20 protein-coding genes are annotated in these 23474 nt (G+C 73.7%); 9 read left to right on the top strand and 11 right to left on the bottom strand.

The annotated features are described in order from the left end of the window. Nucleotides 1–3: 3 nt before the first annotated feature. The gene (locus ABWK59_RS23285) at nucleotides 4–735 is read right to left on the bottom strand and encodes a GNAT family N-acetyltransferase (protein ID WP_354645078.1); all 732 of its coding nucleotides are present in this window, start codon (nucleotides 733–735) and stop codon (nucleotides 4–6) included. Beyond that, on the bottom strand, nucleotides 627–2399 hold the full coding sequence (locus ABWK59_RS23280; RefSeq protein ID WP_354642541.1) for an IucA/IucC family protein: 1773 nt from the start codon (nucleotides 2397–2399) through the stop codon (nucleotides 627–629). The genes ABWK59_RS23285 and ABWK59_RS23280 overlap by 109 nt, the downstream gene beginning before the upstream one ends. A 294-nt stretch (nucleotides 2400–2693) precedes the next feature. On the opposite strand from ABWK59_RS23280, the gene ABWK59_RS23275 reads away from it, so the two are divergent. Together ABWK59_RS23275 and ABWK59_RS23270 are read left to right on the top strand one after the other, a co-directional pair. After that, entirely contained in the window at nucleotides 2694–3719 is a 1026-nt protein-coding gene (locus tag ABWK59_RS23275) for a trypsin-like serine peptidase (protein WP_354642540.1), read from the top strand. A gap of 64 nt (nucleotides 3720–3783) precedes the next feature. Then, nucleotides 3784–4923, top strand: a complete 1140-nt coding sequence (locus tag ABWK59_RS23270; RefSeq protein ID WP_354642539.1) for a trypsin-like serine peptidase — start codon at nucleotides 3784–3786, stop codon at nucleotides 4921–4923. Between the two features lie 135 nt (nucleotides 4924–5058). Here ABWK59_RS23270 and hflX read toward each other — a convergent pair whose 3' ends face one another. From hflX to miaA, 5 genes are all read right to left on the bottom strand, one after another. Then, nucleotides 5059–6561, bottom strand: coding sequence for a GTPase HflX (gene hflX / locus ABWK59_RS23265; RefSeq protein ID WP_354642538.1), 1503 nt, complete (start codon nucleotides 6559–6561; stop codon nucleotides 5059–5061). A gap of 91 nt (nucleotides 6562–6652) precedes the next feature. Further along, a complete protein-coding gene (locus ABWK59_RS23260) occupies nucleotides 6653–8968 on the bottom strand; it encodes a RelA/SpoT family protein (RefSeq protein ID WP_354642537.1) in 2316 nt (771 codons plus the stop codon). A 171-nt stretch (nucleotides 8969–9139) separates the two neighbouring features. Continuing rightward, nucleotides 9140–10048 (bottom strand): diaminopimelate epimerase, encoded by a 909-nt coding sequence (gene dapF, locus ABWK59_RS23255; RefSeq protein ID WP_420492942.1) that lies wholly within the window; start codon nucleotides 10046–10048, stop codon nucleotides 9140–9142. A gap of 53 nt (nucleotides 10049–10101) precedes the next feature. Beyond that, nucleotides 10102–10584 (bottom strand): hypothetical protein, encoded by a 483-nt coding sequence (locus ABWK59_RS23250; RefSeq protein WP_354642535.1) that lies wholly within the window; start codon nucleotides 10582–10584, stop codon nucleotides 10102–10104. Between the two features lie 303 nt (nucleotides 10585–10887). After that, complete coding sequence (gene miaA, locus ABWK59_RS23245; protein WP_354642534.1) at nucleotides 10888–11844, bottom strand: tRNA (adenosine(37)-N6)-dimethylallyltransferase MiaA; 957 nt, start codon at nucleotides 11842–11844, stop codon at nucleotides 10888–10890. 149 nt (nucleotides 11845–11993) lie between these two features. Between miaA and ABWK59_RS23240 the strand changes: the two genes are divergently transcribed. Next, nucleotides 11994–12233 (top strand): antitoxin, encoded by a 240-nt coding sequence (locus ABWK59_RS23240; RefSeq protein ID WP_354642533.1) that lies wholly within the window; start codon nucleotides 11994–11996, stop codon nucleotides 12231–12233. Nucleotides 12234–12282: 49 nt separating this feature from the next. Here the strand turns inward: ABWK59_RS23240 and ABWK59_RS23235 are convergent, their stop codons facing one another. Together ABWK59_RS23235 and miaB are read right to left on the bottom strand one after the other, a co-directional pair. Further along, a complete protein-coding gene (locus ABWK59_RS23235) occupies nucleotides 12283–12981 on the bottom strand; it encodes a class III extradiol dioxygenase subunit B-like domain-containing protein (protein WP_354642532.1) in 699 nt (232 codons plus the stop codon). Nucleotides 12982–13122: 141 nt separating this feature from the next. Further along, complete coding sequence (gene miaB, locus ABWK59_RS23230; protein ID WP_354645077.1) at nucleotides 13123–14613, bottom strand: tRNA (N6-isopentenyl adenosine(37)-C2)-methylthiotransferase MiaB; 1491 nt, start codon at nucleotides 14611–14613, stop codon at nucleotides 13123–13125. 73 nt (nucleotides 14614–14686) lie between these two features. Here miaB and ABWK59_RS23225 point away from each other — a divergent pair, with 73 nt between their 5' ends. Beyond that, nucleotides 14687–15712, top strand: a complete 1026-nt coding sequence (locus ABWK59_RS23225) for a TAXI family TRAP transporter solute-binding subunit (protein ID WP_354642531.1) — start codon at nucleotides 14687–14689, stop codon at nucleotides 15710–15712. 48 nt (nucleotides 15713–15760) lie between these two features. Here the strand turns inward: ABWK59_RS23225 and ABWK59_RS23220 are convergent, their stop codons facing one another. Together ABWK59_RS23220 and ABWK59_RS23215 are read right to left on the bottom strand one after the other, a co-directional pair. Beyond that, on the bottom strand, nucleotides 15761–17194 hold the full coding sequence (locus ABWK59_RS23220; protein ID WP_354642530.1) for a sensor histidine kinase: 1434 nt from the start codon (nucleotides 17192–17194) through the stop codon (nucleotides 15761–15763). A gap of 6 nt (nucleotides 17195–17200) precedes the next feature. Beyond that, nucleotides 17201–17923 carry a response regulator transcription factor gene (locus ABWK59_RS23215; RefSeq protein ID WP_354642529.1) on the bottom strand — a complete coding sequence of 241 codons (723 nt, stop codon included), beginning with the start codon at nucleotides 17921–17923 and terminating at the stop codon, nucleotides 17201–17203. A 385-nt stretch (nucleotides 17924–18308) separates the two neighbouring features. Between ABWK59_RS23215 and ABWK59_RS23210 the strand changes: the two genes are divergently transcribed. The 5 genes from ABWK59_RS23210 (at nucleotide 18309) to ABWK59_RS23190 (ending at nucleotide 23457) form a co-directional block, all read left to right on the top strand. Then, on the top strand, nucleotides 18309–19082 hold the full coding sequence (locus ABWK59_RS23210) for an amino acid ABC transporter ATP-binding protein (RefSeq protein WP_420492836.1): 774 nt from the start codon (nucleotides 18309–18311) through the stop codon (nucleotides 19080–19082). Between the two features lie 120 nt (nucleotides 19083–19202). Further along, the gene (locus tag ABWK59_RS23205) at nucleotides 19203–20099 is read left to right on the top strand and encodes a glutamate ABC transporter substrate-binding protein (protein WP_354642528.1); all 897 of its coding nucleotides are present in this window, start codon (nucleotides 19203–19205) and stop codon (nucleotides 20097–20099) included. Between the two features lie 45 nt (nucleotides 20100–20144). Beyond that, entirely contained in the window at nucleotides 20145–20795 is a 651-nt protein-coding gene (locus ABWK59_RS23200) for an amino acid ABC transporter permease (protein WP_354642527.1), read from the top strand. Continuing rightward, complete coding sequence (locus ABWK59_RS23195; RefSeq protein WP_354642526.1) at nucleotides 20792–21628, top strand: amino acid ABC transporter permease; 837 nt, start codon at nucleotides 20792–20794, stop codon at nucleotides 21626–21628. The genes ABWK59_RS23200 and ABWK59_RS23195 overlap by 4 nt, the downstream gene beginning before the upstream one ends. A 125-nt stretch (nucleotides 21629–21753) precedes the next feature. Next, entirely contained in the window at nucleotides 21754–23457 is a 1704-nt protein-coding gene (locus ABWK59_RS23190) for an FAD-dependent monooxygenase (protein WP_354642525.1), read from the top strand. Nucleotides 23458–23474: the final 17 nt, after the last annotated feature.

Below are 23474 nucleotides of genomic sequence, written 5' to 3'. Positions count from 1 at the left end.
GTCCTAGCGGGCGTCGCGCCGGCGGATCATCAGCGCGGCGCGCTTGGCGGGCAGGTCGAGTACGGCGGCGCGGGTGTACCCGGCGCGGAGGAAGGCCCGTACGGAGGGGGTGTTGCGGAGGTCGGGTTCGGCGAGGACGCGTGGGCAGGCGGGCCGGCGGGCGAGGATCCGCTCGGTGAGGGCGGCGATCAGCGGGGAGCCGAGGCCGCGGCCGCGCCGGTGGGCGGGGCCGATGAGGAGGTGGAGGCCGGTGTCCCCGGGCCGGGAGGGGTAGTGCGCGGCGAGCGGGTCGAGGTCGGCGCGGTAGACCTCCCAGTAGCTCATCGGGGTGCCGTCGAGCAGACCGAGGCAGGGGGCGCTGCGGCCGTCGCCGTCGAGTTGGGCGCGCAGGTGGGCCTCGGTGGTGGCGGGGGGTCCGGCCAGTTCCCACCAGGCGTCCACGGCGGGGTCGTTCATCCAGCGGGTGAGCAGCGGGAGGTCGTCGGGGAGGCGGACGGGCCGGAGCCGGAACTCGCCGGCGGGGGTGGGCATCGGGCCCCAGCCGGCCGCCTCGGCGGCCAGGCCGCGGTCGGGGCCGGTGGGGGCGGGCGCGGGGGTGGTGGGGGCCGGCGCGGTCGCGGTCGGGGTCATGCGCCGGCCACCGGATTGTCGATGCCCACATAGACGGACTGGGATGCCACCGGGCCGACGAGTTCGTCGAGTCCGTTCAGTCGGGTGAGGAGGTTGGCCTTGCAGCGCAGGGTCGGGCTGTGCAGCAGGTGCTCGGGCAGGGCGGAGCCGGTGGCGGCGGCCCGCGGGCCGGCCAGGAAGCGGCGGAACGCGGCGAGCAGGACCCGTTCGTCGGCGAGCCGTTGGGAGCCGAAGGCGCCGATCAGGCCGAGGACGTGGTTGATGCCGAGGTAGTAGGCGAAGCGCTCGTCGGCGACGGCGTCGGGGACGAAGGTGTCGGAGGCGTCCCCGATGCCGGGCAGGCGGGCGGAGAGCCGGTCGGCCTGCGAGGCGCGGAAGTAGTAGCCCTGGTTGTCGCGGTAGCGTCCGCCGACCGGCCAGCCCTCGGCGTCCAGCAGGACCAGGCTGTTCTGCTGGTGGGCCTCCAGGGCGATGCCGGCGCGGCCGTCCAGCCAGAGGATCGGCAGCACCACGGCGTCCAGGTAGCGCAGGAACCATTCGGCGGCCACGGTGGCCTCGGGCCGGCCGGCGCGGGCGGCCAGTTCGGTGATCAGGCCTGCGAGTTGGGAGTCGACCCGGCCGAAGGGCTGTTCGGCGACCAGGCCGGCCACGCAGGCGGCGCGGTCGGCGGGGCCGAAGGGCTGCTGCCGCAGGACGGTGTCCAGGCCGCTCGGGTCGCCCAGGGTCGGGTGGTCCACGCCGACCCAGGCGGGGTCGCGGACGATGTCGAAGCCGGGGTGCTCGGCCCGCCACTCGGCGCCGAGGCCGGACTCCAGCAGGCGGTGCACCTCGGTGCCGCGGTGGAGTTCCTTACGGAGGTTCTCCCGCCGGGAGTTGGTGATCCGCAGGCCGAGCGAGAGCTTGAGCATCCAGGGGGTGCCCGGCCGGTAGACGGTGCGGACCGAGGAGGTGGGGTGCCAGGGCTCCCCGGCCGGTCCGAGGTCGTGCAGCAGCCCGCGTTCCAGCAGCCGGGCGACGGCGGGCCGCAGTGCCGCCTCACGGGCCTGCCAGGGGTGCAGCGGGAGGGCGGCGGTGCCGGGCGGGAGCAGGTCGGGCCGGCCGTACAGCTCCGCGGTGATCTCCTCGGCGGGCCGGCCCGCGGCGGAGCCGACGGCGAGCAGCTCGCGGTCGACGGCGAACCAGTGCAGCGGGAAGGAGCCGTGCAGTTCGGGCGAGTATGCGGCGCCCTGGGCGGGGCCGAGGCCGTCGCGGCTCTTCGGGGTGGGGTGCAGCGGGTGGCCGAGCAGGAGGGCCTGCTCGGCGCGGAGGAAGGGGCCGGCGTCGGTGGCCGGGGTGGTGCGGCGGTGGCCGAGGATGTCGGTGGTGCGGCCGACCGAGTCGGCGACCCGGGCGGCGAGGTCGGCGACCTGGCCCGCTCCGGGGCGTTCGCCGGCGGCCCCGGCGATCAGGGCGGCGGCCGTGACGGCGTCGACCGGGTCGGCGCCGGAGGCGGTGAGGAGGCCGACCGGGCCGAAGCGGTGCCAGCCGCAGGGGGACCAGTACCGGACGGGGGCGGCGAGTCGGGCGGCGCCGCCGAGGACGGGGACGTGCAGCACGCCCTCGGCGTCGGGCGAGGCGCCGGTCTCCCGGGCCCAGCAGCGCAGCAGGCACTCCACGGCGGCGTGCTCGGCGGCCAGGGCCGGGTCGGGCCGGAGCAGCGGGTCGGGCGCGGTCCGGTGGTCGGCCGGGTCGGCCGAGGCCGGGGGGACTCCGGTGAGGGTGGTGCTCAAAGGCACTCCTTGGGCCGTGGAGACTCGTGGGGGACACGGCGAGTCGATTGGGAGTAAGGGCTACCTATCTCCGACGCGTGATCACAAGATCGACCCACTCGTTGTGATGAATGCCGGAGGATCACTCACCCGGACGGGCGATTGCTGTCACCCTTCCGAACCCACTGGATCACTAACCGGTGACTCACCGTCAACATCCGCCCCCTGTCGTACCGTCCTCCCCACAACCGGTGCGAGACTGGCCGCGGACGTCGAGGGGGGGACGAGGACATGGCATCGATACGGCGAGGATCCGTGATCTGTGCGGTCGCCGCGGCGGTGCTGGCCGCCGCGGTCGGCTGCACCACGTCCGGCGGGGACGGACTGCCGCACAGCTGGGAGGAGTTGCGGAGCTGGCGGTACCAGGAGTGGGACGCCTGGGCGTCGAAGCACGTCTTCGACAACCCGGCGGTGGGCGACCTGTGGACCCCGGACGCGATGGACGGGGCGCCCCCGCAGCAGCCCGCACCGGCCGCCGCCGTCCGGGAGGGCAACGACCCTCCGCCCGCGCCGGTACAGGCCGTCCCGGTGCCCCGGCCGTACACCATGACCCCGGCCTCGGCGAAGGTGTTCATGACCGCGCCGAAGGGCGGCACCGGGCAGTGCTCGGCCACCGTGGTGGCCGACCCGGCGCACCCCGGCAGGAGCAACCTGGTCTGGACGGCCGCGCACTGCGTCCACGAGGGCAAGGGCGGCGACTGGTACCGGAACATCGTCGTGGTGCCCGCCTACAACAGCTCCGGCGCGGCCAGCGACCACCACAAGGCCTCGCTCGCCGACGTGGCCCCGCTCGGCCAGTGGTGGGCCGACAAGGTGATCACCTCGCCGCTGTGGACGGTCGAGGGCGGGCACTCCGGCGACGCCGCCAACCAGTACGACTTCGCGGTCATCCGGGTCCGTGACCCGCAGGGCGGCGACCGGTCGCTGGAGGAGGTGATCGGCCGGGCCGTGCCGGTCTGGTTCGACGCCCCGCGCGAGGCGCTGGAGATCTCCGCCTGGGGCTACCCCTCGGTGCAGCCCTTCGACGGACAGGAGTTGAACCGCTGCGACGGCGGCCGGCCCGGCCGGTACTCCTTCGACGCGAAGCGGCCCGCGATGTACGCCATCGGCTGCACCATGACCGCCGGCGCCAGCGGCGGCGGCTGGTTCGCCACCATGCCGGACGGCCGCCAGGGGCTGGTCAGCAACACCTCGGTCGGCGCCGCCGGCCACGCCTACCTGCTCGGCCCGTACCTGGAGGAGGTCGCCCGGCAGGCCCTCGCCTACCTCTCGAAGAAGTGAGCCGCCACCGTGCGCGGCCCGCTGCAGTCCGCCCACCGCACTCCGGAGAACGGGGATCGAGTCCATGCCACGAACCGTCCGAGGAACCCGCCGGACCGCCGGCGCCGCCGCCGTCCTGACCGTTCTGAGCCTGGCCGCCACGGCCTGCGGAAGCGATCCGCAACCCGCGGCCGCTCCACCGCCCGCCGCCGCGTCGACCGGCGGCAAACCGGCCGTCAAGCTGCCGGAGTCCCTGCAGGACCTCAAGAACCTCAAGGTCGAGGACCTGGCCGCGTGGGCCGAGGAGCACGGCTTCAAGCCGGAGTCCCTGCAGGACTACTGGGACAAGGCCAAGATGCTCGCCGCCCAGGGCGTCCGGCCCAAGGACGCCAACATCGCCGAGGCCCGCACCCCGACCCGGGACCAGGTGGTCTTCCCGCCCGCCATCCCGGCCAAGGCCCAGCCGCACCCGTACAACGCCAACACCGCCGTGGTCGGCAAGATCTTCGCCGAGGTGAACAAGAACACCTACTCGGAGTGCTCCGGCACGGTCGTCGCCGACCCCCGGCACCCGGGGAAGAGCAACCTGGTCTGGACGGCCGCGCACTGCGTGCACGGCGGCAAGGGCGCCGACTGGCTCAAGAAGACCAGCTTCGTCCCCGCCTTCAACCGCCCCGGCGCCCCCGCCGGCCGCAAGGACGTGCCCTTCGACCAGCTCGCCCCGCACGGCGCCTGGACGGTCGAGGACATGTACGTCATGCCGCAGTGGACCCAGGAGGGCGGCGAGAAGGGCAGCGGCGCCAGCCAGTACGACTTCGCCGTCCTGCGGGTCCGCAACGAGCGGGGCGGCGGCGGCAAGTCCCTGGAGGAGTCCGTCGGCGGGGCCGTGCCGATCTGGTTCAACGCCCCGGCCGACCGGCTCACCGCCTTCTCCTCGTACGGCTACCCCGCGGACGCGCCGTTCGACGGCATGGAGCTGGAGCACTGCGACTCCACGGTGAAGCCGGTGCCGTACGTCTACGACCCCGCGCGGCCGCCGATGCTCGCCATGGGCTGCACCATGACCAGCGGCTCCAGCGGCGGCGGCTGGTTCGGCGCCAGGGACGGCAAGCCGGCCCTGGTCAGCAACACCTCGGTGGGCAACTCCACCAACACCATGCTGGCCGGGCCGACCCTGGGCGACGAGGCCCGCAAGATGTTCGAGTACTTCTCCGCCAAGCGCTGAGCCCGGGGCACCGGGGCGACCGGTACGCACGAGGGGCGCACGGGGCAGCGCGGGGTGGAGGAGCACGACTCGTGCTCCTCCACCCCGCGCTGCTCCCCTGTGGGTTGCCCGACGGCCAGGGCCGGACGTCCGGGCCTAGGCCAGGGCGGCCGCCGTGTACCGCTCCAGCTCCGCCGCCAGCTCGGCCTGCACCTTGGCGTGCAGCAGCGTGCCTTCCGCGATGTGCTCGGCCGAGATCAGCTCGCCCTCCGCGTGCACCCGGGAGACCAGGTCCCCCCTGGTGTACGGCACCAGGACGTTCACCTCGACCGCCGGCCGCGGCAGCTCGGCGTCGATGAGCTTCAGCAGCTCCTCGATGCCCTGCCCGCTGCGGGCGGAGACCACGATCGCGTGCGGCTCGCGGCGCAGCAGCCGCTGGAGGACCAGCGGGTCGGCGGCGTCCGCCTTGTTGATCACCACGATCTCCGGCACGTCCTGGGCCTCGACCGAGACGATCACCTCGCGGACGGCGGCCAGCTGGGTCTCCGGCTCGGGGTGCGAACCGTCGACCACGTGCAGGATGAGGTCCGCGTCGGCGACCTCCTCCATGGTCGAGCGGAACGCCTCGACCAGGTGGTGCGGAAGGTGCCGGACGAACCCGACGGTGTCGGCCAGGGTGTACACCCGGCCGCTCGGGGTCTGGGCCCGCCGGACGGTCGGGTCCAGGGTGGCGAACAGCGCGTTCTCCACCAGGACGCCGGCCCCGGTGAGCCGGTTGAGCAGCGAGGACTTGCCGGCGTTGGTGTACCCGGCGATGGCCACGGACGGCACCTGGTGGCGCTTGCGCTCCTGGCGCTTGGTGTCGCGGCCCTTCTTCATCTCGGCGATCTCCCGGCGGAGCTTCGCCATCTTCTCGCGGATCCGGCGCCGGTCGGTCTCGATCTTCGTCTCACCGGGACCACGGGTGGCCATACCGCCGCCCGAGGAGCCGGAGCCACCGCCACCCATCTGCCGGGAGAGCGACTGACCCCAGCCGCGCAGCCGGGGCAGCATGTACTGCATCTGGGCGAGCGAGACCTGGGCCTTGCCCTCCCGGGACTTGGCGTGCTGGGCGAAGATGTCGAGGATCAGGGCCGTCCGGTCGACGACCTTGACCTTGACGACGTCCTCGAGGTGGATCAGCTGGCCCGGGGTGAGCTCACCGTCGCAGACGACGGTGTCGGCGCCGGTGGAGGCGACGATGTCCCGCAGCTCCTGGGCCTTGCCGGAGCCGATGTAGGTGGCGGCGTCGGGCTTGTCACGGCGCTGGATCACGCCGTCCAGCACCTCGGAGCCGGCCGTCTCGGCCAGGGCGGCGAGCTCGGCGAGCGAGTTCTCCGCCTCCTCGACCGTGCCGTCGGTCCACACCCCGACGAGGACCACGCGCTCCAGTCGGAGCTGGCGGTACTCGACCTCGGTGATGTCCTCGAGCTCGGTGGACAGGCCCGCGACACGGCGCAGCGCCGCACGCTCGGAACGGTCGTACTGCTCGCCGTCGTAGTGGTCGAAGCCCTCGTCGATCGCCGCGAGGTCCTCGTCCATCAGGGCCTCGGCCCGGAGGTCGGCGAGTCGGCGGGTGGACTCGCTGGAAGTGGTGCGGCTGTCGAACGTGGAGGTCATCTCATCCTTTGGGTCTCAAGGGAGGCCGGTGCGACACGCACCCAGGAGTCTGCCCCATGACCACGTCGCCAGACACGGCGGGTGAGACGAGCTACCCCTGCAGGCCGCGGACGGAACCGGCGCTACTGCTTCCGGTGAACGCCGCGGACCGGCCCTGAATTCCCCACGATGGTCGCACGCCGTCGGCGCCCGGGTCATCCCCATTTCGATCGGTGCCGGCCCGGTAGACGTCGTACACCCCGGAGACCCGCAGCATCGCCCGCATCACCCCGGGGAGGGCCGCGGCGGCCGGCAGCTCGACGGTGTAGGTGTGCCGGACCCGCAGCTGCTGCGGCGGCTCCACCTCCGCCGAGGAGATCCCGACCCCCTCACCGGAGATCGCGGCGGTGAGGTCGGCCAGCAGCCTGGGTCTGTTGAGCGCCTCGGCGTGCAGGGTGGCCCGGTAACCGTGGGCGGGCTCGGCGTCAGGGATCCAGGCGAGCTCCACCGGCCCGCGGCCGGCCTCGCGCATCTGCCAGCCGGCCGGGCACTGGGCGCGGTGCACGGCGACGGCGCCGCCGCGGATCACGAACCCGGTCACCTCGTCCGGCGGCACCGGGGTACAGCAGCGGGCCAGCCGTACGGGCGCGCCGGGCCGGCCGAGCACGGCCACCGGCGAGCGGCGCGGCCGGGCGGCCGGGGCCGCCGGCGCGGCGGGCCGCCCGGCCGCGGCGTCGGCCGGGCGGTCCTCGGCCGGATGGGCGTCCTCGACCGGTTCCGCGTCCTCGGCCGGGCGGTCGGCCAGCCAGCGCTCGATGGCCAGCCGGGCGGCGGGGGTCCGGGCGTGCTCCAGCCACTCGGCGTCGGGCCCGGAGGGCTCGCCGGCCGACTCGGTGAGGACGGCCAGCACGTCGCCGTCCCGCAGCACGGTGGACAGCGCGGTGAGCCGGCCGTTGACCCGGGCGCCGATGCAGCGGTGGCCGGTCTCCTCGCCGAGCAGGTACGCGGCGTCCACGCAGCTGGCCCCGGCGGGCAGCTGGAGCGTCTGCCCGGTCTCGGTGACGGCGGTGATCTCGCGGTCGTCGCGGAGGTCGGCGGTGAGCGCGGACCAGAAGGCGTCCGGGTCGGGGGTCTCCTGCTGCCACTCCAGCAGGCGGCTCAGCCAGCCCGGCCGGGCCGGGTCGGTCCGGTCGTCCGGCTCGTCCTCGGCCGCCGCCGGGCCGGGCCCGGGATCGCCGAGGGCGACCACCCCGGTCTCCGCCACCCCGTGCATCCGGCGGGTGCGCACCAGCACCTCGACCACCGCGCCGCCGGTCAGCGCCACGGCGGTGTGCAGGGACTGGTACAGGTTGAACTTGGGCGCGGCGACGAAGTCCTTGAACTCCCCGGGCAGCGGCGTCCAGCAGGTGTGCAGCTCGCCCAGGACGGCGTAGCAGTCGGCGTTCTCCTCCACCACCACCAGCACCCGGCCGTAGTCCGCCGGCTGGAGGCCCTGCGGGCGGCCGTCCGGTCCGACGGCGGCGGTGCGCTTGAGCAGCACCCGGTGCAGCGAGACGGAGTGCCGGGGGCGGACCGAGACGGCGGCGGTGATGCCGGCCTCGGCGAGCTGCCGGCCGAGGGCCTCGGCGAACGGCTGGAGCAGTTCGTCCGGCCGCTCCTCGTGGGCGGCGGCGAGGGCGCCGGTCCGGGCGTGCTCCTCGGGGTGGAGGGTGGCGAAGACGATGTCCTCCAGCTCGGCCTTGACCACCTGGATGCCCAGCCGCTCGGCGAGCGGGATCAGCACGTCCCGGGTCACCTTGGCGATCCGGATCCGGCTGGCCGGCTTCATGTGCCGGATCGTCCGCATGTTGTGCAGCCGGTCGGCCAGCTTGATGACCATCACCCGGACGTCGTCCCCGGTGGCCACCAGCATCTTGCGGAAGGTCTCGGCCTCGGCCGCCGCCCCGAAGTCCACCTTCTCCAGCTTGGTGACGCCGTCGACCAGGTAGGCCACCTCGGGGCCGAAGTCCTCGGCGACCCGATCCAGCGTCACCTCGGTGTCCTCCACGGTGTCGTGGAGCAGAGAGGCGACCAACGTGGTCGTCCCGGCGCCGAGTTGGGCCAGGATCATGGTGACGGCCAGCGGGTGGGTGATGAACGGCTCGCCGCTCTTGCGCAGCTGGCCGCGGTGGCTGGCCTCGGCGAGCCGGTACGCCCGGCTGAGCAGTGGGAGGTCGGCCTGCGGGTGGTGGCGGCGGTGCGCCTGGACGATCGGCTCGATCGCGTCCGGGACCGGGCCCCGGCCGGTGGCCAGCAGGGCCGCCCGCCCGGCCCGCCCGAGCGCCGCCCGGCTGAACCGGCCGGGCTGTCGCGTGGTGCCGACCGCGCCGGGACCGGCGGCCGGCAGCGACGGAACCCCAGCGCCCTTGAGCTCGGGGCCAATGGTCATCTGCACCTCCGGCAGCGATCACCGGAGCGCCTCCCGACCCGGTGGTCCATGCTACCGAGGACAGCACGTTCCGCGATGCCGTGCTCCCGTTCCGTGACCGCAATCACCCGAACGGGGGGATTCGGCCGACCCGTGAACGGGCAAAGCGGGCCGGCCGAAAGCCCGCAGGGGTCAGCCGGACAGGCCGGACAGCCAGGACGGGTCCAGCGTGCCGGAGGCCACGATCACCGCCGGACCGGTCTTCTCGACCCGCCCGTCCGGGAACACCTCGATCACCAGCCGCCCGCCCAGCACGTCCACCGTGTACCGGACGGACTCGCCGGTCGCCGTCGGGTCCGCCCCGTCGCGGCGGGCCGCGGCCACCGCGACCGCGCAGGCGCCGGTGCCGCAGGAGAGGGTCTCGCCGGAGCCGCGCTCGTGCACCCGCATCGCCACGTGCCGCGGCCCGCGGTCCACCACGAACTCCACGTTCACGCCCTGCGGGTAGACGCCCTCGGGGCTGGTGGCCGGCGCCTCGGCCAGCTCGCCCGCGTCGTCCAGGCTCGCGACGAAGGCCACCGCGTGCGGGTTGCCCATGTTGACGTTCAGGGCGGGCCAGCGCCGGTCGCCGACCGCGACCTCGACGCCCTCGGGGCCGGGCACCAGGGCGCGGCCCATGTCGACGGTGATCTCGCCGGGCGTGCCGTCGGCGGCGTCCTCGGCGATCCGGACCTGCCGCACGCCGGCGCGGGTGGCCACCGCCAGCGGACCGGGCTTCGCCAGCCCGGCCTCCACCAGGTACCGGGCGAACACCCGGACGCCGTTGCCGCACATCTCCGCGATCGAGCCGTCGGCGTTGCGGTAGTCCATGAACCACTCGGCCCGGTCGGCCAGCTCGGCGGCGGCCGGATCGGCGGCCGAGCGGACCACCCGCAGCAGCCCGTCCCCGCCGATCCCGGCCCGCCGGTCGCACAGCGCGGCCACCGTCGCCGGGCCCAGGTCGAGCCGGCCCTCGGGGTCGGGGATGATCACGAAGTCGTTCTGCGTGCCGTGGCCCTTGAGGAAGGGCAGGCCGGTGGTGGAGTCGCTCACACCGCCGATGGTACTGGCGGGCCGGAAGCCGGGTCCGCGGCGTCCGGGGAGCGGGCGGGCGGTCAGCCGCGCAGGTGGACGACCCGCCAGACGGCCAGGGCCACCGCCACGCCGGCGAACAGGGTGTAGAGGACGATCGCCCGCCAGCCGGCCCGTTGCCCGCTGCCCCGGCGCGGCACGCCCGGCCACTTGTACCCGGCCTTGCGCGCGGCCATCGCCCCCCAGCCGACCGAGGCGGCGGTGAGCAGCAGGCCGAGCATGCCGATCATCGCGGAGGCGCTGTCGCCGCCGAAGGCGAGCGGGAAGCCGAACATCAGCGAGCCGAGGGTGGCCATCAGCACGATCGGCAGGATCTGCCACCAGCGCAGCCGGCGGCGGGGGCGGATGTCCCGCTCGTGCACCACGCCGAGTTCGGCGAGGTCCTCGATCACGGGCATCGCGATGGCGTAGGAGGTGGTGGGGACGACGAGCTCGGGCAGGGTCTCGGACCCATCGGACATGCTGTCCGGCAGCTCGTCGGTCTCGGGGCCGGTACCCGTGGACACGCGGCCTCCCCTGACGGCTCGACACGAGCTCACAGGCTCGCGGGCGGTGAGGCCGGCCCGCGCGACCGGCCTCGATTACCACCGATGATGGCATGTCCAGGCAGCGGAGCAGGGCGTCGGACGCCGTGATCGGGTGATCCGATGCCAGGACGTGATCCGGCCGTAACCCCCGGTTCCCCGTGCACCTGCGGCTGCGGGTGCAGCTGCGCGGGCGTCCCGGCCGGAACCCGTGCCCAGCTGGCCGGATCCGCTCGCCCGGCCCCGGTTCCGGCCCAGCCTCCGCTCCGCCCCCGGGGGGCCGGATCAGCCCGCCGGGACGGGACGCGGCTGAGTGCGGATCAGGTCCAGCGAACGTTCCAACAGCTCCACCGGGTCCGCGCCGGCCGGCCGGGCCAGCCAGTGGATCCGGTCGTCCCGGCGGAACCAGGACTCCTGGCGGCGGGCGAACCGCCGGGTGGCCCGGACCGTCTCGTCCCGCGCCTCCCGCTCGGTGCACTCGCCCGCGAAGTACGCCAGCACCTGCTGGTAGCCGAGTGCCCGGCTCGCCGTCCGGCCCTCGCGCAGCCCGGCCTTCTCCAGCTCCCGGACCTCGTCCAGCAGCCCGTCCCGCCACATCCGGTCGACCCGCAGCTCGATCCGCTCGTCCAGCTCCGGACGCGGCACCTGGACGCCGATCTGCACCGCGTCGTAGACCGCGGTGTGCCCCGGCAGGTTGGCGGTGAACGGCTGCCCGGTGATCTCGATCACCTCCAGCGCCCGGACGATCCGGCGCCCGTTGCTGGGCAGGATCGCCTCGGCGGCGGCCGGGTCCAGCGCGGCCAGCCGCCGGTGCAGCACGCCCGAGCCGGCCTCCGCCAGCTCCGCCTCCAGCCGGGCCCGGACCTCCGGGTCCGTCCCCGGGAACTCCATCTCGTCCACCGCGGCCCGCACGTACAGCCCGGAGCCGCCGACCAGGACCGGCGTCCGGCCCTGCGCCAGCAGCCGGTCCATCTCCGCGCGGGCGAGCCGCTGGTACTCGGCGACACTGGCGGCCTCGGTGACCTCCCAGATGTCCAGCAGGTGGTGCGGGATGCCGCCGCGCTCGTCCGCGGTGAGCTTGGCGGTACCGATGTCCATGCCGCGGTAGAGCTGCATCGAGTCGGTGTTGATCACCTCGCCGCCGAGGGTGCGGGCGATGGCCACCGCCAGGTCGGACTTGCCGGCGGCGGTCGCGCCGACCACCGAGACGACGCGGGGAAGGGGGGTTGCGGAACTGCTCACGGGTCCAAGTCTCGCAAACCTCCGGACACCGGCGTGTCGCGGCCGGTCCGGAGAACAAACCGGGCCGCCCGGAGCGTTGCACCTGGTGCACCGCCGGTGTCGGCAGGTCCAGGCGGCTCCCGGCAGGTCCCGGCAGGAGGAGCGCAGCGATGAGTCTGAAGGACAGCCTCAAGGGCAAGACCGACGTGCTCAAGGACAAGGCCAGTCACCTGGCCGGCAAGCACAACGACACGATCGACGAGATGGTCGACAAGGCCGGGCACGCGGCGGACGCCGCCACCCGGCACAAGTACACCGAGAAGATCGAGCACGGCACGGAGAAGGCCAAGCACAAGGTGGACGAGTTCGCCACCAAGCCGCGGACCGACTGGGGCCCGAAGGGGTCCTGACCGGCTCCGCGCGGAGCCGGCGGTGGTCAGCGGCCGGCGGGGTCGGCCGTCAGCGCCAGGAGGCCACGAAGTAGCCGACCCCGTACGGCGCCGCCTCGTACCGCAGCTCGGCGTTCAGCCCGGCACCCCGCGCGGCGCCCGCCAGCACCTGCCACGGCGCCCGGCCATCCGCCTGCAGCTCGGCGCAGAGCGCCGGGTCCAGCGCGGCCAGGGCCTCGGTGTCCGCGGAGGCGAGGGCCCCGGCGATCATCGCGTCGTGGCCCTCCGCCCGCTCGTCCAGGTACCCGGGGGCCTTCACCGAACGGCACGCGCTGCCGTCGCCCAGCACCAGCAGACCCACCCGGTCCGCCAGCTCCGCCAGGCCCTCGCCGAGGCCCAGCAGGCGGTCCGGCGCGGTGTCCGGACGGACGGCGCACGCATGCGTGGGGAGCTTCGCCCCCGCCTGCTCCAGCAGCCACGCCCCCACCGTCAGCGCGGGCGACAGCTCCGGCCCGTCCACCCCGCCGAGCGGCAGCCGGACGGCCACGTCCACGCCGTACCGGTGGAACGACCCGATCCCGCCCTCGGTCCACACCCCGCCCTTGGCGCCGGTGCCGACCACCACGATCAGCTCCGCCCCCGCGTCCAGCAGTTCCCGGACCGCGTCCCCGCACGCCGCGCGCAGATCGTCCAACTCCCCCGCCGCCCCGGCAGCCACCTCCGGCACCAACACCGGCGGACACGGACACACAGCAGCGGCAACGAGCATGTCGATCACTCTATCCGCACCCGCCCCACGCAACCGGCGGACGCCGCAGCACAGAACCCCACCCGCGCTGCCCGGCCCTCACGCAACCGGCCGACCACCCACCCCTGGTGGCCGACCGTTCCCCTCGACCGACCCGGAGGGTCAGTCGCAGCCGCACCCGCCCGCCTTCGGCGCAGCCGCCTGCACCGGCGCCCCGATCGTCGGCAGCCCCAGCATCACGCCGACCGGCTTCGCCGCCGCCGCGGCCTGCCGCTTCTCCCACGCGTCCCCGGCCCGGGTGCGCCGGACGGAGATCGCCGGCCCCTCCGCCAGGAGGTGGTGCGGGGCGGCGTAGGTGATCTCCACGGTGACCATGTCGCCGGGACGGACCGGCTCCGCGGGCCGCTCGAAGTGCACCAGCCGGTTGTCGGGCGCCCGCCCGGACAGCCGCGCGGTGCGGTCGTCCTTCTTGCCCTCGCCCTCGGCGACCAGGATCTCCAGCTTCCGGCCGACCTGCTTCTTGTTCTCCTCCCAGGAGATCTCCTCCTGGAGGGCGATCAGCCGGTCGTAGCGCTCCTGCACCACGGCCTTGGGGATCTGGTCCGCCATCTCGGCGGCGGGGGTGCCGGGCCGCTTGGAGTACTGGAAGGTGAAGGCGTTGGTGAACCGCGCCTCGCGGACCACGTGCAGGGTCTGCTCGAAGTCCTCGTCGGTCTCGCCGGGGAAGCCGACGATGATGTCGGTGGAGATGGCGGCGTCGGGCATGGCGGCCCGGACCTTCTCGATGATCCCCAGGAACCGCTCCTGCCGGTACGAGCGCCGCATCGCCTTGAGGACGGTGTCGGAGCCGGACTGCAGCGGCATGTGCAGCTGGTGCATCACGTTCGGGGTCTCGGCCATCGCGGCGATCACGTCGTCGGTGAAGTCGCGCGGGTGCGGGGAGGTGAAGCGGACCCGCTCCAGGCCCTCGATCTGCCCGCAGGCCCGCAGCAGCTTGGAGAACGCCTCGCGGTCGCCCAGGTCGGAGCCGTAGGAGTTGACGTTCTGGCCGAGCAGGGTGACCTCGACCACGCCCTCGGCGACCAGCGCCTCGACCTCGGCGAGGATGTCGCCGGGCCGGCGGTCCTCCTCCTTGCCGCGCAGCGCGGGGACGATGCAGAAGGTGCAGGTGTTGTTGCAGCCGACCGAGATGGCGACCCACGCGGCGTAGGCGGACTCGCGGCGGGTGGGCAGGGTGGAGGGGAAGGTCTCCAGCGACTCCAGGATCTCGACCTGGGCCTTCTTCTCGACCGCGGCGCGCTCCAGGAGGGCGGGCAGGTGGCCGATGTTGTGGGTGCCGAAGACCACGTCGACCCAGGGTGCCTTGCGCACGATGGTGTCGCGGTCCTTCTGCGCGAGGCAGCCGCCGACGGCGATCTGCATGCCCTGCTTCTGCTGCTTCGCGGGCGCGAGCCGGCCGAGGTTGCCGTACAGCTTGTTGTCGGCGTTCTCGCGGACGGCGCAGGTGTTGAAGACCACCAGGTCGGGATCGCCGTCCTGGTCGGCCTTGGTGTAGCCCGCCTCCTCCAGCAGCCCGGACAGGCGCTCGGAGTCGTGGACGTTCATCTGGCAGCCGTACGTGACGACCTTGTAAGTTCGCAAGCTCTCCTCCATACCCACGACAGCAAGGGTACGGGCAGCGGGACGGCCCTCCCGCAGGGCCGCCGGGCCTGGCACTATCCCTCTCATGGCCGATACGTCACTCGCCGCCCGGACGGGCGCCACCGTGCGCGCGGCCGCCCGGAGCCGGACGGCCCGCGCGGCCGCGGCCCTGCTGCTGGTGCTCGGGGCGGTGGCCGGCTGGTGGCTGTCCTCCTCCGGCCCGGCGGACTACCCGAAGGGTGAGACCCGCCTGGCCACCGGGGTCCCTCGCGGCGTCTACGACCGGTACGGGCACCTGCTGCGCGGCTACGTGGCCACCGCGATGCCCGGGGTGGACCTGCGACTGGACAACTCCGAGGGCTCACTGGACAACCTGGAGCGGGTCACCTCGGGCAAGGACGACTTCGCGATCGCCACCGCGGACGCGGTGAGCAGCTTCGACGGCCCGGGCAAGCCCCGGCTGCGGGCGATCGCCCGGCTGTACGACGACTACCTGCAGCTGGTGGTGCCGGCCGGCTCCCCGGTGAAGAAGACCTCCGACCTGCGCGGGAAGCGGGTCGGGGTGGGCCAGGCCAAGTCCGGGGTGAACCTGGTCACCCGGCGGCTGCTGGAGGCGGCCGGGCTCGACCCGGACCGGGACATCAAGCCGGCGATGCTGGGCGTCGGCGACGCCGCGGATCAGCTGAGCACCGGCCGGCTGGACGCCTTCTTCTGGTCCGGCGGCCTGCCGACGGCGGCGCTGACCGACCTGTCCGACCGGTTCCCGATCCGGATCGTGCCGCTGGCCGACCTGGCGGAGACCCTGCACCAGCGCGAGGGCGCCGGGGTGGACGCGTACCGGGCGGCGACCATACCGGCGGACGCGTACCCGAAGTCGGAGCCGCGGAACACCGCGGTGGCGACGGTGGCGGTGCCGAACCTGCTGGTCACCCGGGACGACGTGGACCCGGCCCTGGTGCAGGGCGTGACCCGGGCGGTGATCAACGGCCGGGACACCATCGGCTCCGAGGTGCACGCGGCCCAGCTGGTGGACCTGCGCACCGCCGTCTACACCGATCCGCTGCCGCTGCACGAGGGCGCCCGCCGGTACTACACCTCGGTCAAGCCCTGACCCCTCCCGCGGGCCCCGGCCCCTCCCGACGCCCCGGGACGACCGGCCTCAGAGGTCCGTCTTCCGGCGCGGCGCCGCCAGGGTCACCGCGAGCCCGTGCGGCTCGACGGGGCTGAAGGAGAGCTCCCCGCCACCGGCCAGCAGCAGGGTGCGGGCGATGGAGAGGCCGAGGCCGGAGCCGTCCACGTTCTGGTGCCGGGGGCTGCGCCAGAACCGGTCGCCGATCCGCTCCAGCTCCTCCTCGGTGAGGCCGGGCCCGGTGTCGGCCACGGTGACCGCGACCTCCTGCTTGTCGGCCGCCACGGTGACCGAGACCCGCTCGCCGGCCGGGGTGAACTTGATGGCGTTGTCGAGCACCGCGTCCAGCGCGCTGCCGAAGCCGATCGGGTCGGCCCAGCCCTGGGCCCGGGCGGGCCCGTCCCAGACCAGGTCCACCCCGCGCTGCCCGGCGCTGGGCCGCCAGGCGTCGAGCCGGGCCAGGACCAGGGCGGTGAGGTCGACCGGTTCGGGCTCGGGCCGGGCGTGCTCGGCGGTGGCGAGGCCCAGCAGGTCGTCCAGCACCCGGGCCAGCCGGGTGCCCTCCTCGCGGACCGCGCCGAGCTCGGCGTCGTGGCCCTCGGGCAGTTCCAGGCCGAGCAGCTCGACCCGCAGCATCAGCGCGGCCAGCGGGTTGCGCAGCTGGTGGGAGGCGTCGGCGACGAAGGCCCGCTGCTGGTCCATGGCGAAGACCACGTGGTCGGCCATCTCGTTGAACGAGCGGGCGAGCCGCCGCAGCTCGGGCGGGCCACCGCTGGGCGCCACCCGGGCGTTCATCCGGCCGGTGGCGATGTCGTGGGTGGCCCGGTCGAGGGTGCGGACGGGCCGCAGCACCCAGCCGGTGAGCCGGACGGCCAGCAGGACGGCGACCACCATGGCGAGGCCCTCGCCGGCGCCGATGACCAGCCAGCGGTGCAGGATCCGGGAGCGCAGCGGGCCGGTCGGCGACTCGGTGATCACCACGGCGACCACGTCGCCGTCGCGGACCACCGGGAGGGCGACGGTGAGCGTGCGGTCCTCGTCCCAGGGCCAGGCCTGCGGGGGGTTGTGGCTGCGCCGCCCGTCCAGTGCCTCGCGGAAGGCCTCGGCGCCGGGACTGTCGCCGGTGGGGGCGTGCCAGTCGGCGGGCGCCACCGCGATGGCGCTGCCGTCGCGGTGGAAGACGCCGATCCGGGCGCCGTAGAGCTCGTGGTAGCGGGCGGCCTCGACGGAGAGGGCGTGCAGCCGGCTGGTGTCGCCCTGGACGGGGAGGGCGTCGCCCTTCATCGCCGCGGTAGACCGGCCCTGGGTGGGCAGGTCCTGGGCGAAGCGGGCGGCGTCGTCGATCCGGTCGACCACGACGGCGCTCTGCTCGGCGGCGGCCATCAGGTAGCCCAGCGGCACCCCGAGGGCGGCCAGCACGCAGGCCATCAGGGTGAGCAGGATGCCGAGCAGGCGGTTGCGCACGGAGGGTCAGCGCCCCGCTTCGCCGGAGTCGGCGGGGAGGTCCGGGATCAGCCGGTAGCCGACCCCGCGGACGGCCTCGACCAGGCCGGGGAGCCCGAGCTTGGTGCGCAGCGAGCCGATGTGCACCTCCAGGGTGCGGCCGTTGCCCTCCCAGCCGGAGCGCCAGACCTCGCTGAAGATCTGCTCGCGCCGGTAGACCACGCCGGGGCTCTGGGCGAGCAGGGCGAGCAGGTCGAACTCCTTGCGGGTGAGCGCCACGTCGCGGCCCTCCACGGTGACCCGGCGGCGCTCGCGGTCGATCACCACCCCGCGGGACTCCAGCGGGCCGGTGGGCGTCTCGGTGTTCTCGGCGGGCGTGCCGGCGGTGCCGCGGCGGGCCACGGCGTGGATCCGGGCGAGCAGCTCGCCCATGTCGTACGGCTTCACCACGTAGTCGTCGGCGCCGAGGTTGAGGCCGTGGATCCGGGAGCGGATGTCGGCCCGGGCGGTGACCATGATCACGGGCACGCCGCTGCCGGCCCGGATCCGGCTGCACACCTCGAAGCCGTCCCGGTCGGGCAGCCCGAGGTCGAGCAGCACGACGCGGTACGGCTCGTTGCCGTCCGGGACGAGGGCGTCCAGGGCCTCGTGCCCGCTGCGGGCGTGGCGGACCTGGAAGCCGTGCCGGCCCAGGACCGCGACCAGTGCCGCGGCGACCCGGTCGTCGTCCTCGACGAGGAGCAGTCGCATCCGTGCCCTTCCCTCGGTGCCCTTCCGGGCGGGTGCCCGGATTCGTGTTCCTGCCATTGTCATGGCTCGGCTGGGAAAGCGGGATTCCCGGCCGGTGCCACCACGGCATCCATGCCCATCCGCCGGGCCCGGGTCAATCCCGATCGGCCCGATCCCGGTGACCGTTACGCAGCCGATACCGGGCGCTCCGCGACCGTCCGTGGCCGGATCGTGATGCTCAGTTTTCGCTCAGATCGGCTGACGTGGCATCGTCGCGTTCCCTATGGTCGCCCCACCGGGGGCTGCGGGCTCCGCCGGCCCCGGCCCCCGGTACCAGGCCAGGCATCACCAGCACTGCAGCCCAAGGGAGTTCACCCTGGGATCGGACGCGAGGGAGCAACGCGCGATGCTCGAAAAGACCCCCACCGACGCCGGCACCGCGCAGGCTCCCCTGGTGGTGCTGAGCGGGGTCAACAAGCACTTCGGCGCGCTGCACGTGCTCCAGGACGTCGACCTGGAGATCGCCCGCGGCGAGGTCGTGGTCCTGCTGGGCCCGTCCGGCTCCGGCAAGTCGACGCTGTGCCGCACGATCAACCGGCTGGAGACCATCGACTCCGGCGCGATCAGCATCGACGGCCGCCCGCTGCCCGCCGAGGGCAAGGAGCTGGCCCGGCTGCGCGCCGAGGTCGGCATGGTCTTCCAGAGCTTCAACCTCTTCGCACACAAGACCGTGCTGGAGAACGTGGTGCTCGCCCAGGTCAAGGTGCGCAAGGTGGCCAAGGCCGAGGCCGAGCGGACCGCCCGGGAGCTGCTGGAGCGGGTGGGCGTCGCCGCCCAGGCCGACAAGTACCCGGCGCAGCTCTCCGGCGGCCAGCAGCAGCGCGTGGCGATCGCCCGTGCGCTGGCCATGAAGCCGAAGGTGATGCTCTTCGACGAGCCCACCTCGGCGCTCGACCCGGAGATGGTCAACGAGGTGCTGGAGGTCATGCGTTCGCTGGCCGCCGAGGGCATGACCATGGTCGTGGTGACCCACGAGATGGGCTTCGCCCGCTCCGCCGCCGACCGCGTCCTGTTCATGGCGGACGGCCGGATCGTCGAGGAGAGCACCCCCGATGCCTTCTTCTCCGCGCCGCGGACCGACCGGGCGAAGGACTTCCTTTCGAAGATCCTCCACCACTGAGCCCGAAGTTGATCTAGCGTCAGTGCCGACCTGCGCGCCGGGGCCCCCGCCCCGGGGCGCGTACGGACCTTCCCCCAGTGCCCGGTCGACCCGTGGCCACAACCGAGGAGAACAGCCCTCATGAGGACTCGTCGTACCATCGCCGTCGCGCTCGCCGTCATCGCGCTGACCGCCACCGCCGCCTGCGGCAAGGAGGGCTCGCCGAACGCCGAGGGCGGCGACTCGGCCGCCAAGCTCCCCACCTACGCGGTGAAGTCGGATGTCAAGATCGCCTCCAAGGCCCTGGAGGACGCCAAGAAGAACGGCAAGCTGATCATCGGCGCCAAGTCCGACCAGCCGTTCCTGGGCTTCGAGGACACCTCCACCGGCACCCGCACCGGCTTCGACATCGAGATCGCCAAGATGGTCGCCGCCGACCTGGGCTTCTCCCCCGAGCAGATCGACTTCAAGACGATCAACTCGGCCAACCGCGAGACCGCCCTCAAGGACGGCCAGATCCACCTGTACGTCGGCACGTACACCATCAACGACGAGCGCAAGAAGTCGGTCGGCTTCGCGGGCCCGTACTACGTGGCCGGCCAGGACCTGCTGGTCCAGAAGACCAACAGCGACATCACCGGCAAGGACTCGGTCAAGGGCAAGAACATCTGCTCGGCCACCGGCTCCACCTCGGTCAAGCGGATCAAGGACCTCGGTGGCACCACCACCGAGTACGACGCCTACTCGCTGTGCGTGGACAAGCTGCTGACCGGCGAGGTCGACGGAGTCACCACCGACGACGCGATCCTCAAGGGCTTCGCCGCCAAGAACCCGAACAAGCTCAAGGTCGTCGGCCAGCCGTTCTCCAAGGAGCCCTACGGCGTCGGCATGTCCAAGGACGACAAGGCCCTGCGTGACGCCGTCAACGACGCGCTGAAGGCGCACGAGGACAACGGCGACTGGAAGAAGGCCTACGACGCCACCCTCGGCCTCTCCGGCGCCGCGGCCCCCGAGGTCCCGCAGCTCGAGCGCTACTGACCGGTCTCCTGACACACCTTTAGCTACGAGAGGAGGGCCGCCGGCATGGACATGCTGCTCGAGGACGGCAATTTCTCCATATACCTCCGCGGCTTCCTGCAGACGATCGAGCTGAGTGCGATCAGCGCCGTGCTCGCCCTGCTGCTGGGCGCCTTGCTGGCGGCCTTCCGGGTGTCCCCGGTGCCGGTGCTCCGGGTCTTCGGCACCACCTGGGTCACCGTCTTCCGGAACACCCCGCTCACCCTGCTGTTCTTCGCGGTGGTCTTCGGCCTCCCCCGGCTCGACGTCCACCTCGACAACTTCACCTTCGCGGTGATCGCGCTCAGCGCGTACACCGGCAGCTTCGTCTGCGAGGTGCTGCGGTCCGGGATCAACACCGTGCCGCTCGGCCAGGCCGAGGCCGCCCGAAGCCTGGGCATGGGCTTCGGTCAGACCCTCGGCCTGGTCGTCCTCCCCCAGGCGGCGCGGACCGTGCTCACCCCGATGAGCAGCATCTTCATCGCACTCCCGAGGAACGCGGCGGTCGCCGGCGCGTTCAACGTGGCCGAGATGTTCTCCGTGCAGAAGGTCCTGACCGAGAAGGGCTACGCCATCATCCCGATCTTCCTCTGGGTGGCCATGGCCTACCTGGTCCTCAGCTTCAGCATCAGCGGCCTGTTCCGCTTCCTGGAGAAGCGTCTGGCGGTGGTCCGATGAGCTCCGCGACCGCGTCCGTCCTCTACGACGCCCCCGGCCCCCGGGCCCGCGTCCGCTACCGGATCCTCGGCGCCCTGGCCCTGCTCGGCATCGCCGGCCTGATCTGGTACGCCTACTCCAGCCTGAACGAGGCCGGGCAGTTCTCGCCCGAGATGTGGGAGCCGTTCCAGTACAAGAAGGTGCAGGAGCGCCTGCTCGACGGCGTGGTCTCCACCCTGCAGGCGTTCGGGCTGGCGGCGCTGTTCTCGCTGGTGCTCGGTGTGCTGCTGGCCGTCGGCCGGTACGCGGACAACGCGGTCATCCGGACCTGCTGCACGGCGTTCACGGAGTTCTTCCGGGCGATGCCGCTGCTGATCATGATCTTCGCGCTGTACCAGACGGTCTTCAGCCGTGAGCCGATGTGGGCGCTGGTGATCGGCCTGACCCTGTACAACGGCTCGGTCCAGGCCGAGATCCTCCGCGGCGGCATCAACGCCCTGCCGAGCGGCCAGTCCGAGGCGGCGTACGCGCTCGGCATGCGCAAGTCCCAGGTCCTGCTGACCATCCTGCTGCCGCAGGCGGTCCGCGCGATGCTGCCGGCGATGATCGGCCAGCTGGTGGTCACCCTCAAGGACACCTCGCTCGGCTACATCATCACCTACCCCGAGCTGCTGTACGTGGGCAAGCTCATCGCGAGCACCACCTCCACCCCCGAGGGCTACCCCTACATCCCGGTGGTCCTGGTGGTCACGCCGATCTACGTCGGCATGTGCCTGCTGCTCACCGCGCTCGCGACCTGGCTGGAGGCGCGTGCCCGACGCGGCGCGAACCGGCGTACACCGGCCGCTGCTTGACGGGCACCCGGGTGATCTGTTGCATTGCTCTTCGTGACACCACCTGGGACTTCCCTCGCACGCGGGCGAGTCACGGAAGCTGAAGCCGGCCCGACCGCTCCTTCCGGACACCCCGGGGCCCCGACGTGGACCCGGTGATCGTGGTCGGGGCCGGGCCGGTCGGCCTGGCCCTGGCCCTCGCGCTCGCCCGCAGCGAGGTGCCCAGCATCATCCTCGACGAGGGCTCCGGAGTCTGCTCCGAGGGCCCTCGCTCGCTCGTTCTCGGGACCGACACCACCGCCTTCCTGACCAGGCTGGGCTATGCCCGGGCCGCCTCCGACGCGGCCCGCTGGGACGCCCTCACCGTCTGGCGCCGCCGCTCCGAGGTGCTCCGGGTCCCGCTGGAGGACCGGCCGGTGCTCCACCTCCCCCAGCACCGCCTGCAGCGCGGCCTGCGGGACGCGGTCACCGCGACCCCGCTGATCCAGGTGATGCCGCTGTCCAGGGTGGTCGAGCTGGAGCAGGACGCGGACGGGGTCTCGGTCCGCACCACCGGCACCCGCGACGGCCGGGACACCTGGTGGCGCGGCAGCCACCTGGTCGGCTGCGACGGCGCCCGGTCCACCGTCCGCAAGCTGCTGAGGATCCGCTTCCCCGGCCGGCCCGCCGTCGACCGGCACGCGGTGGCCACCGTCCGGGTCGACCTCCCGTTCCCCGGCGAGGCGCGGCTGCACCGCGAACCGCCGTGGCGCGGCGACCGCGAGGCCTCCGCCCGCCCGCTCCCGGACGGGCTGTGGCGGCTCGACTGGCGGCTCCCGCCCGGCCGGCCCACCCCCGCCGAACCGGTCGACCCGCACGCCACCTGGCCCGGCCTGGTCACCGGCGACACCCTGCTCACCCGGGTCCGCTCCGCCCTCACCGGCTGGTGCGGCGAACTGCCCCGGTACGAGATGCTCGCCGCCGCCGACCACACCGCCCAGCAGCGGCTCGCCGCCCGGTTCCGGGTCGGCCGCTGCTTCCTGGCGGGCGACGCCGCCCACCTGCACGGCGCCCTCGGCATGCAGAACCTGGTCGACGGGCTGCGCGACGCCGAGAACCTCGCCTGGCGACTCGCCCTCGCCTGGCATCTCCACTCCGGCGGCCCGCAGCCGGGCGGCTCGCTGCTCGACGGGTACGAGACCGAGCGGCGCGGCGCGGTCGGCGCCCGGCTGCGCGCGGTGGACCAGAGCATGCCGCTGCTGCGCCCGCTGCGCGGCTGGCAGCAGACCCGCCGCTCGCTGCTGACCGGCTCGTTCCGCAAGCACGCCCCGCTGCTGGCGGACGGTCAGCTGGGCACCGGCCGGTTCGGCGGCGCCCCCGCCTACCCGGCCGCGCCCTCCGGGGTGCCCGGGCGGGTCCCCCCGCAGCGCGGCACGGGCCGCGGCACCGCGCTCACCGAGAACCTCCCCCCCACCGCCCCCGGCGTGCTGGTCCCGGACGTCCCGGTGGTCACCACCGAGGGCTCCACCGAACGACTGCACAGCCGCCTCGGCGGCGGGTTCCTGCTGCTGCTGGTCGCGCCGGGCACCGCGGTCTGGTCCGCCGAGCACTGGCTCGGTGCCGGCCTGATGCCCCGGCTGGCCGAGGTGGCGGCGGCGCTGCCGGTCCCGACCGAGGTGCTGGTCACCGAGGAGTACCCGGGGGCCGGCCCGCACACCGTGCTGCTGGTCCGGCCGGACGGCCACCTGGTGGGTACCGCGCAGGGCCCGCGGGCCGAGGCGCTGCAGGCCCTCGCCGAGGGCTTCCAGGAGCAGGAGGAGCTGCCGGACGGCGGCGAGCGGCTGCGCGAACCGGAGGCCGCGGAGAGCTGACGGCCGGGGCGCGAGGC

This window comes from Kitasatospora sp. HUAS MG31, from assembly GCF_040571325.1.
In the GTDB taxonomy this organism is placed as follows: Bacteria; Actinomycetota; Actinomycetes; order Streptomycetales; family Streptomycetaceae; genus Kitasatospora; species Kitasatospora camelliae.
This window is presented reverse-complemented; position numbering and strand designations above follow the sequence as displayed.

Bases quoted from the DNA above. Each gene is read 5' to 3' on its own strand.
- ABWK59_RS23260 (WP_354642537.1), bottom strand. From the start codon at position 8,968: ATGACCATTGGCCCCGAGCTCAAGGGCGCTGGGGTTCCGTCGCTGCCG.
- ABWK59_RS23235 (WP_354642532.1), bottom strand. From the start codon at position 12,981: ATGCTCGTTGCCGCTGCTGTGTGTCCGTGTCCGCCGGTGTTGGTGCCG.
- ABWK59_RS23270 (WP_354642539.1), top strand. From the start codon at position 3,784: ATGCCACGAACCGTCCGAGGAACCCGCCGGACCGCCGGCGCCGCCGCC.
- ABWK59_RS23225 (WP_354642531.1), top strand. From the start codon at position 14,687: ATGGCCGATACGTCACTCGCCGCCCGGACGGGCGCCACCGTGCGCGCG.
- ABWK59_RS23210 (WP_420492836.1), top strand. From the start codon at position 18,309: ATGCTCGAAAAGACCCCCACCGACGCCGGCACCGCGCAGGCTCCCCTG.
- ABWK59_RS23205 (WP_354642528.1), top strand. From the start codon at position 19,203: ATGAGGACTCGTCGTACCATCGCCGTCGCGCTCGCCGTCATCGCGCTG.
- ABWK59_RS23195 (WP_354642526.1), top strand. From the start codon at position 20,792: ATGAGCTCCGCGACCGCGTCCGTCCTCTACGACGCCCCCGGCCCCCGG.
- ABWK59_RS23240 (WP_354642533.1), top strand. From the start codon at position 11,994: ATGAGTCTGAAGGACAGCCTCAAGGGCAAGACCGACGTGCTCAAGGAC.
- ABWK59_RS23215 (WP_354642529.1), bottom strand. From the start codon at position 17,923: ATGCGACTGCTCCTCGTCGAGGACGACGACCGGGTCGCCGCGGCACTG.
- hflX (WP_354642538.1), bottom strand. From the start codon at position 6,561: ATGACCTCCACGTTCGACAGCCGCACCACTTCCAGCGAGTCCACCCGC.
- ABWK59_RS23200 (WP_354642527.1), top strand. From the start codon at position 20,145: ATGGACATGCTGCTCGAGGACGGCAATTTCTCCATATACCTCCGCGGC.
- miaB (WP_354645077.1), bottom strand. From the start codon at position 14,613: ATGGAGGAGAGCTTGCGAACTTACAAGGTCGTCACGTACGGCTGCCAG.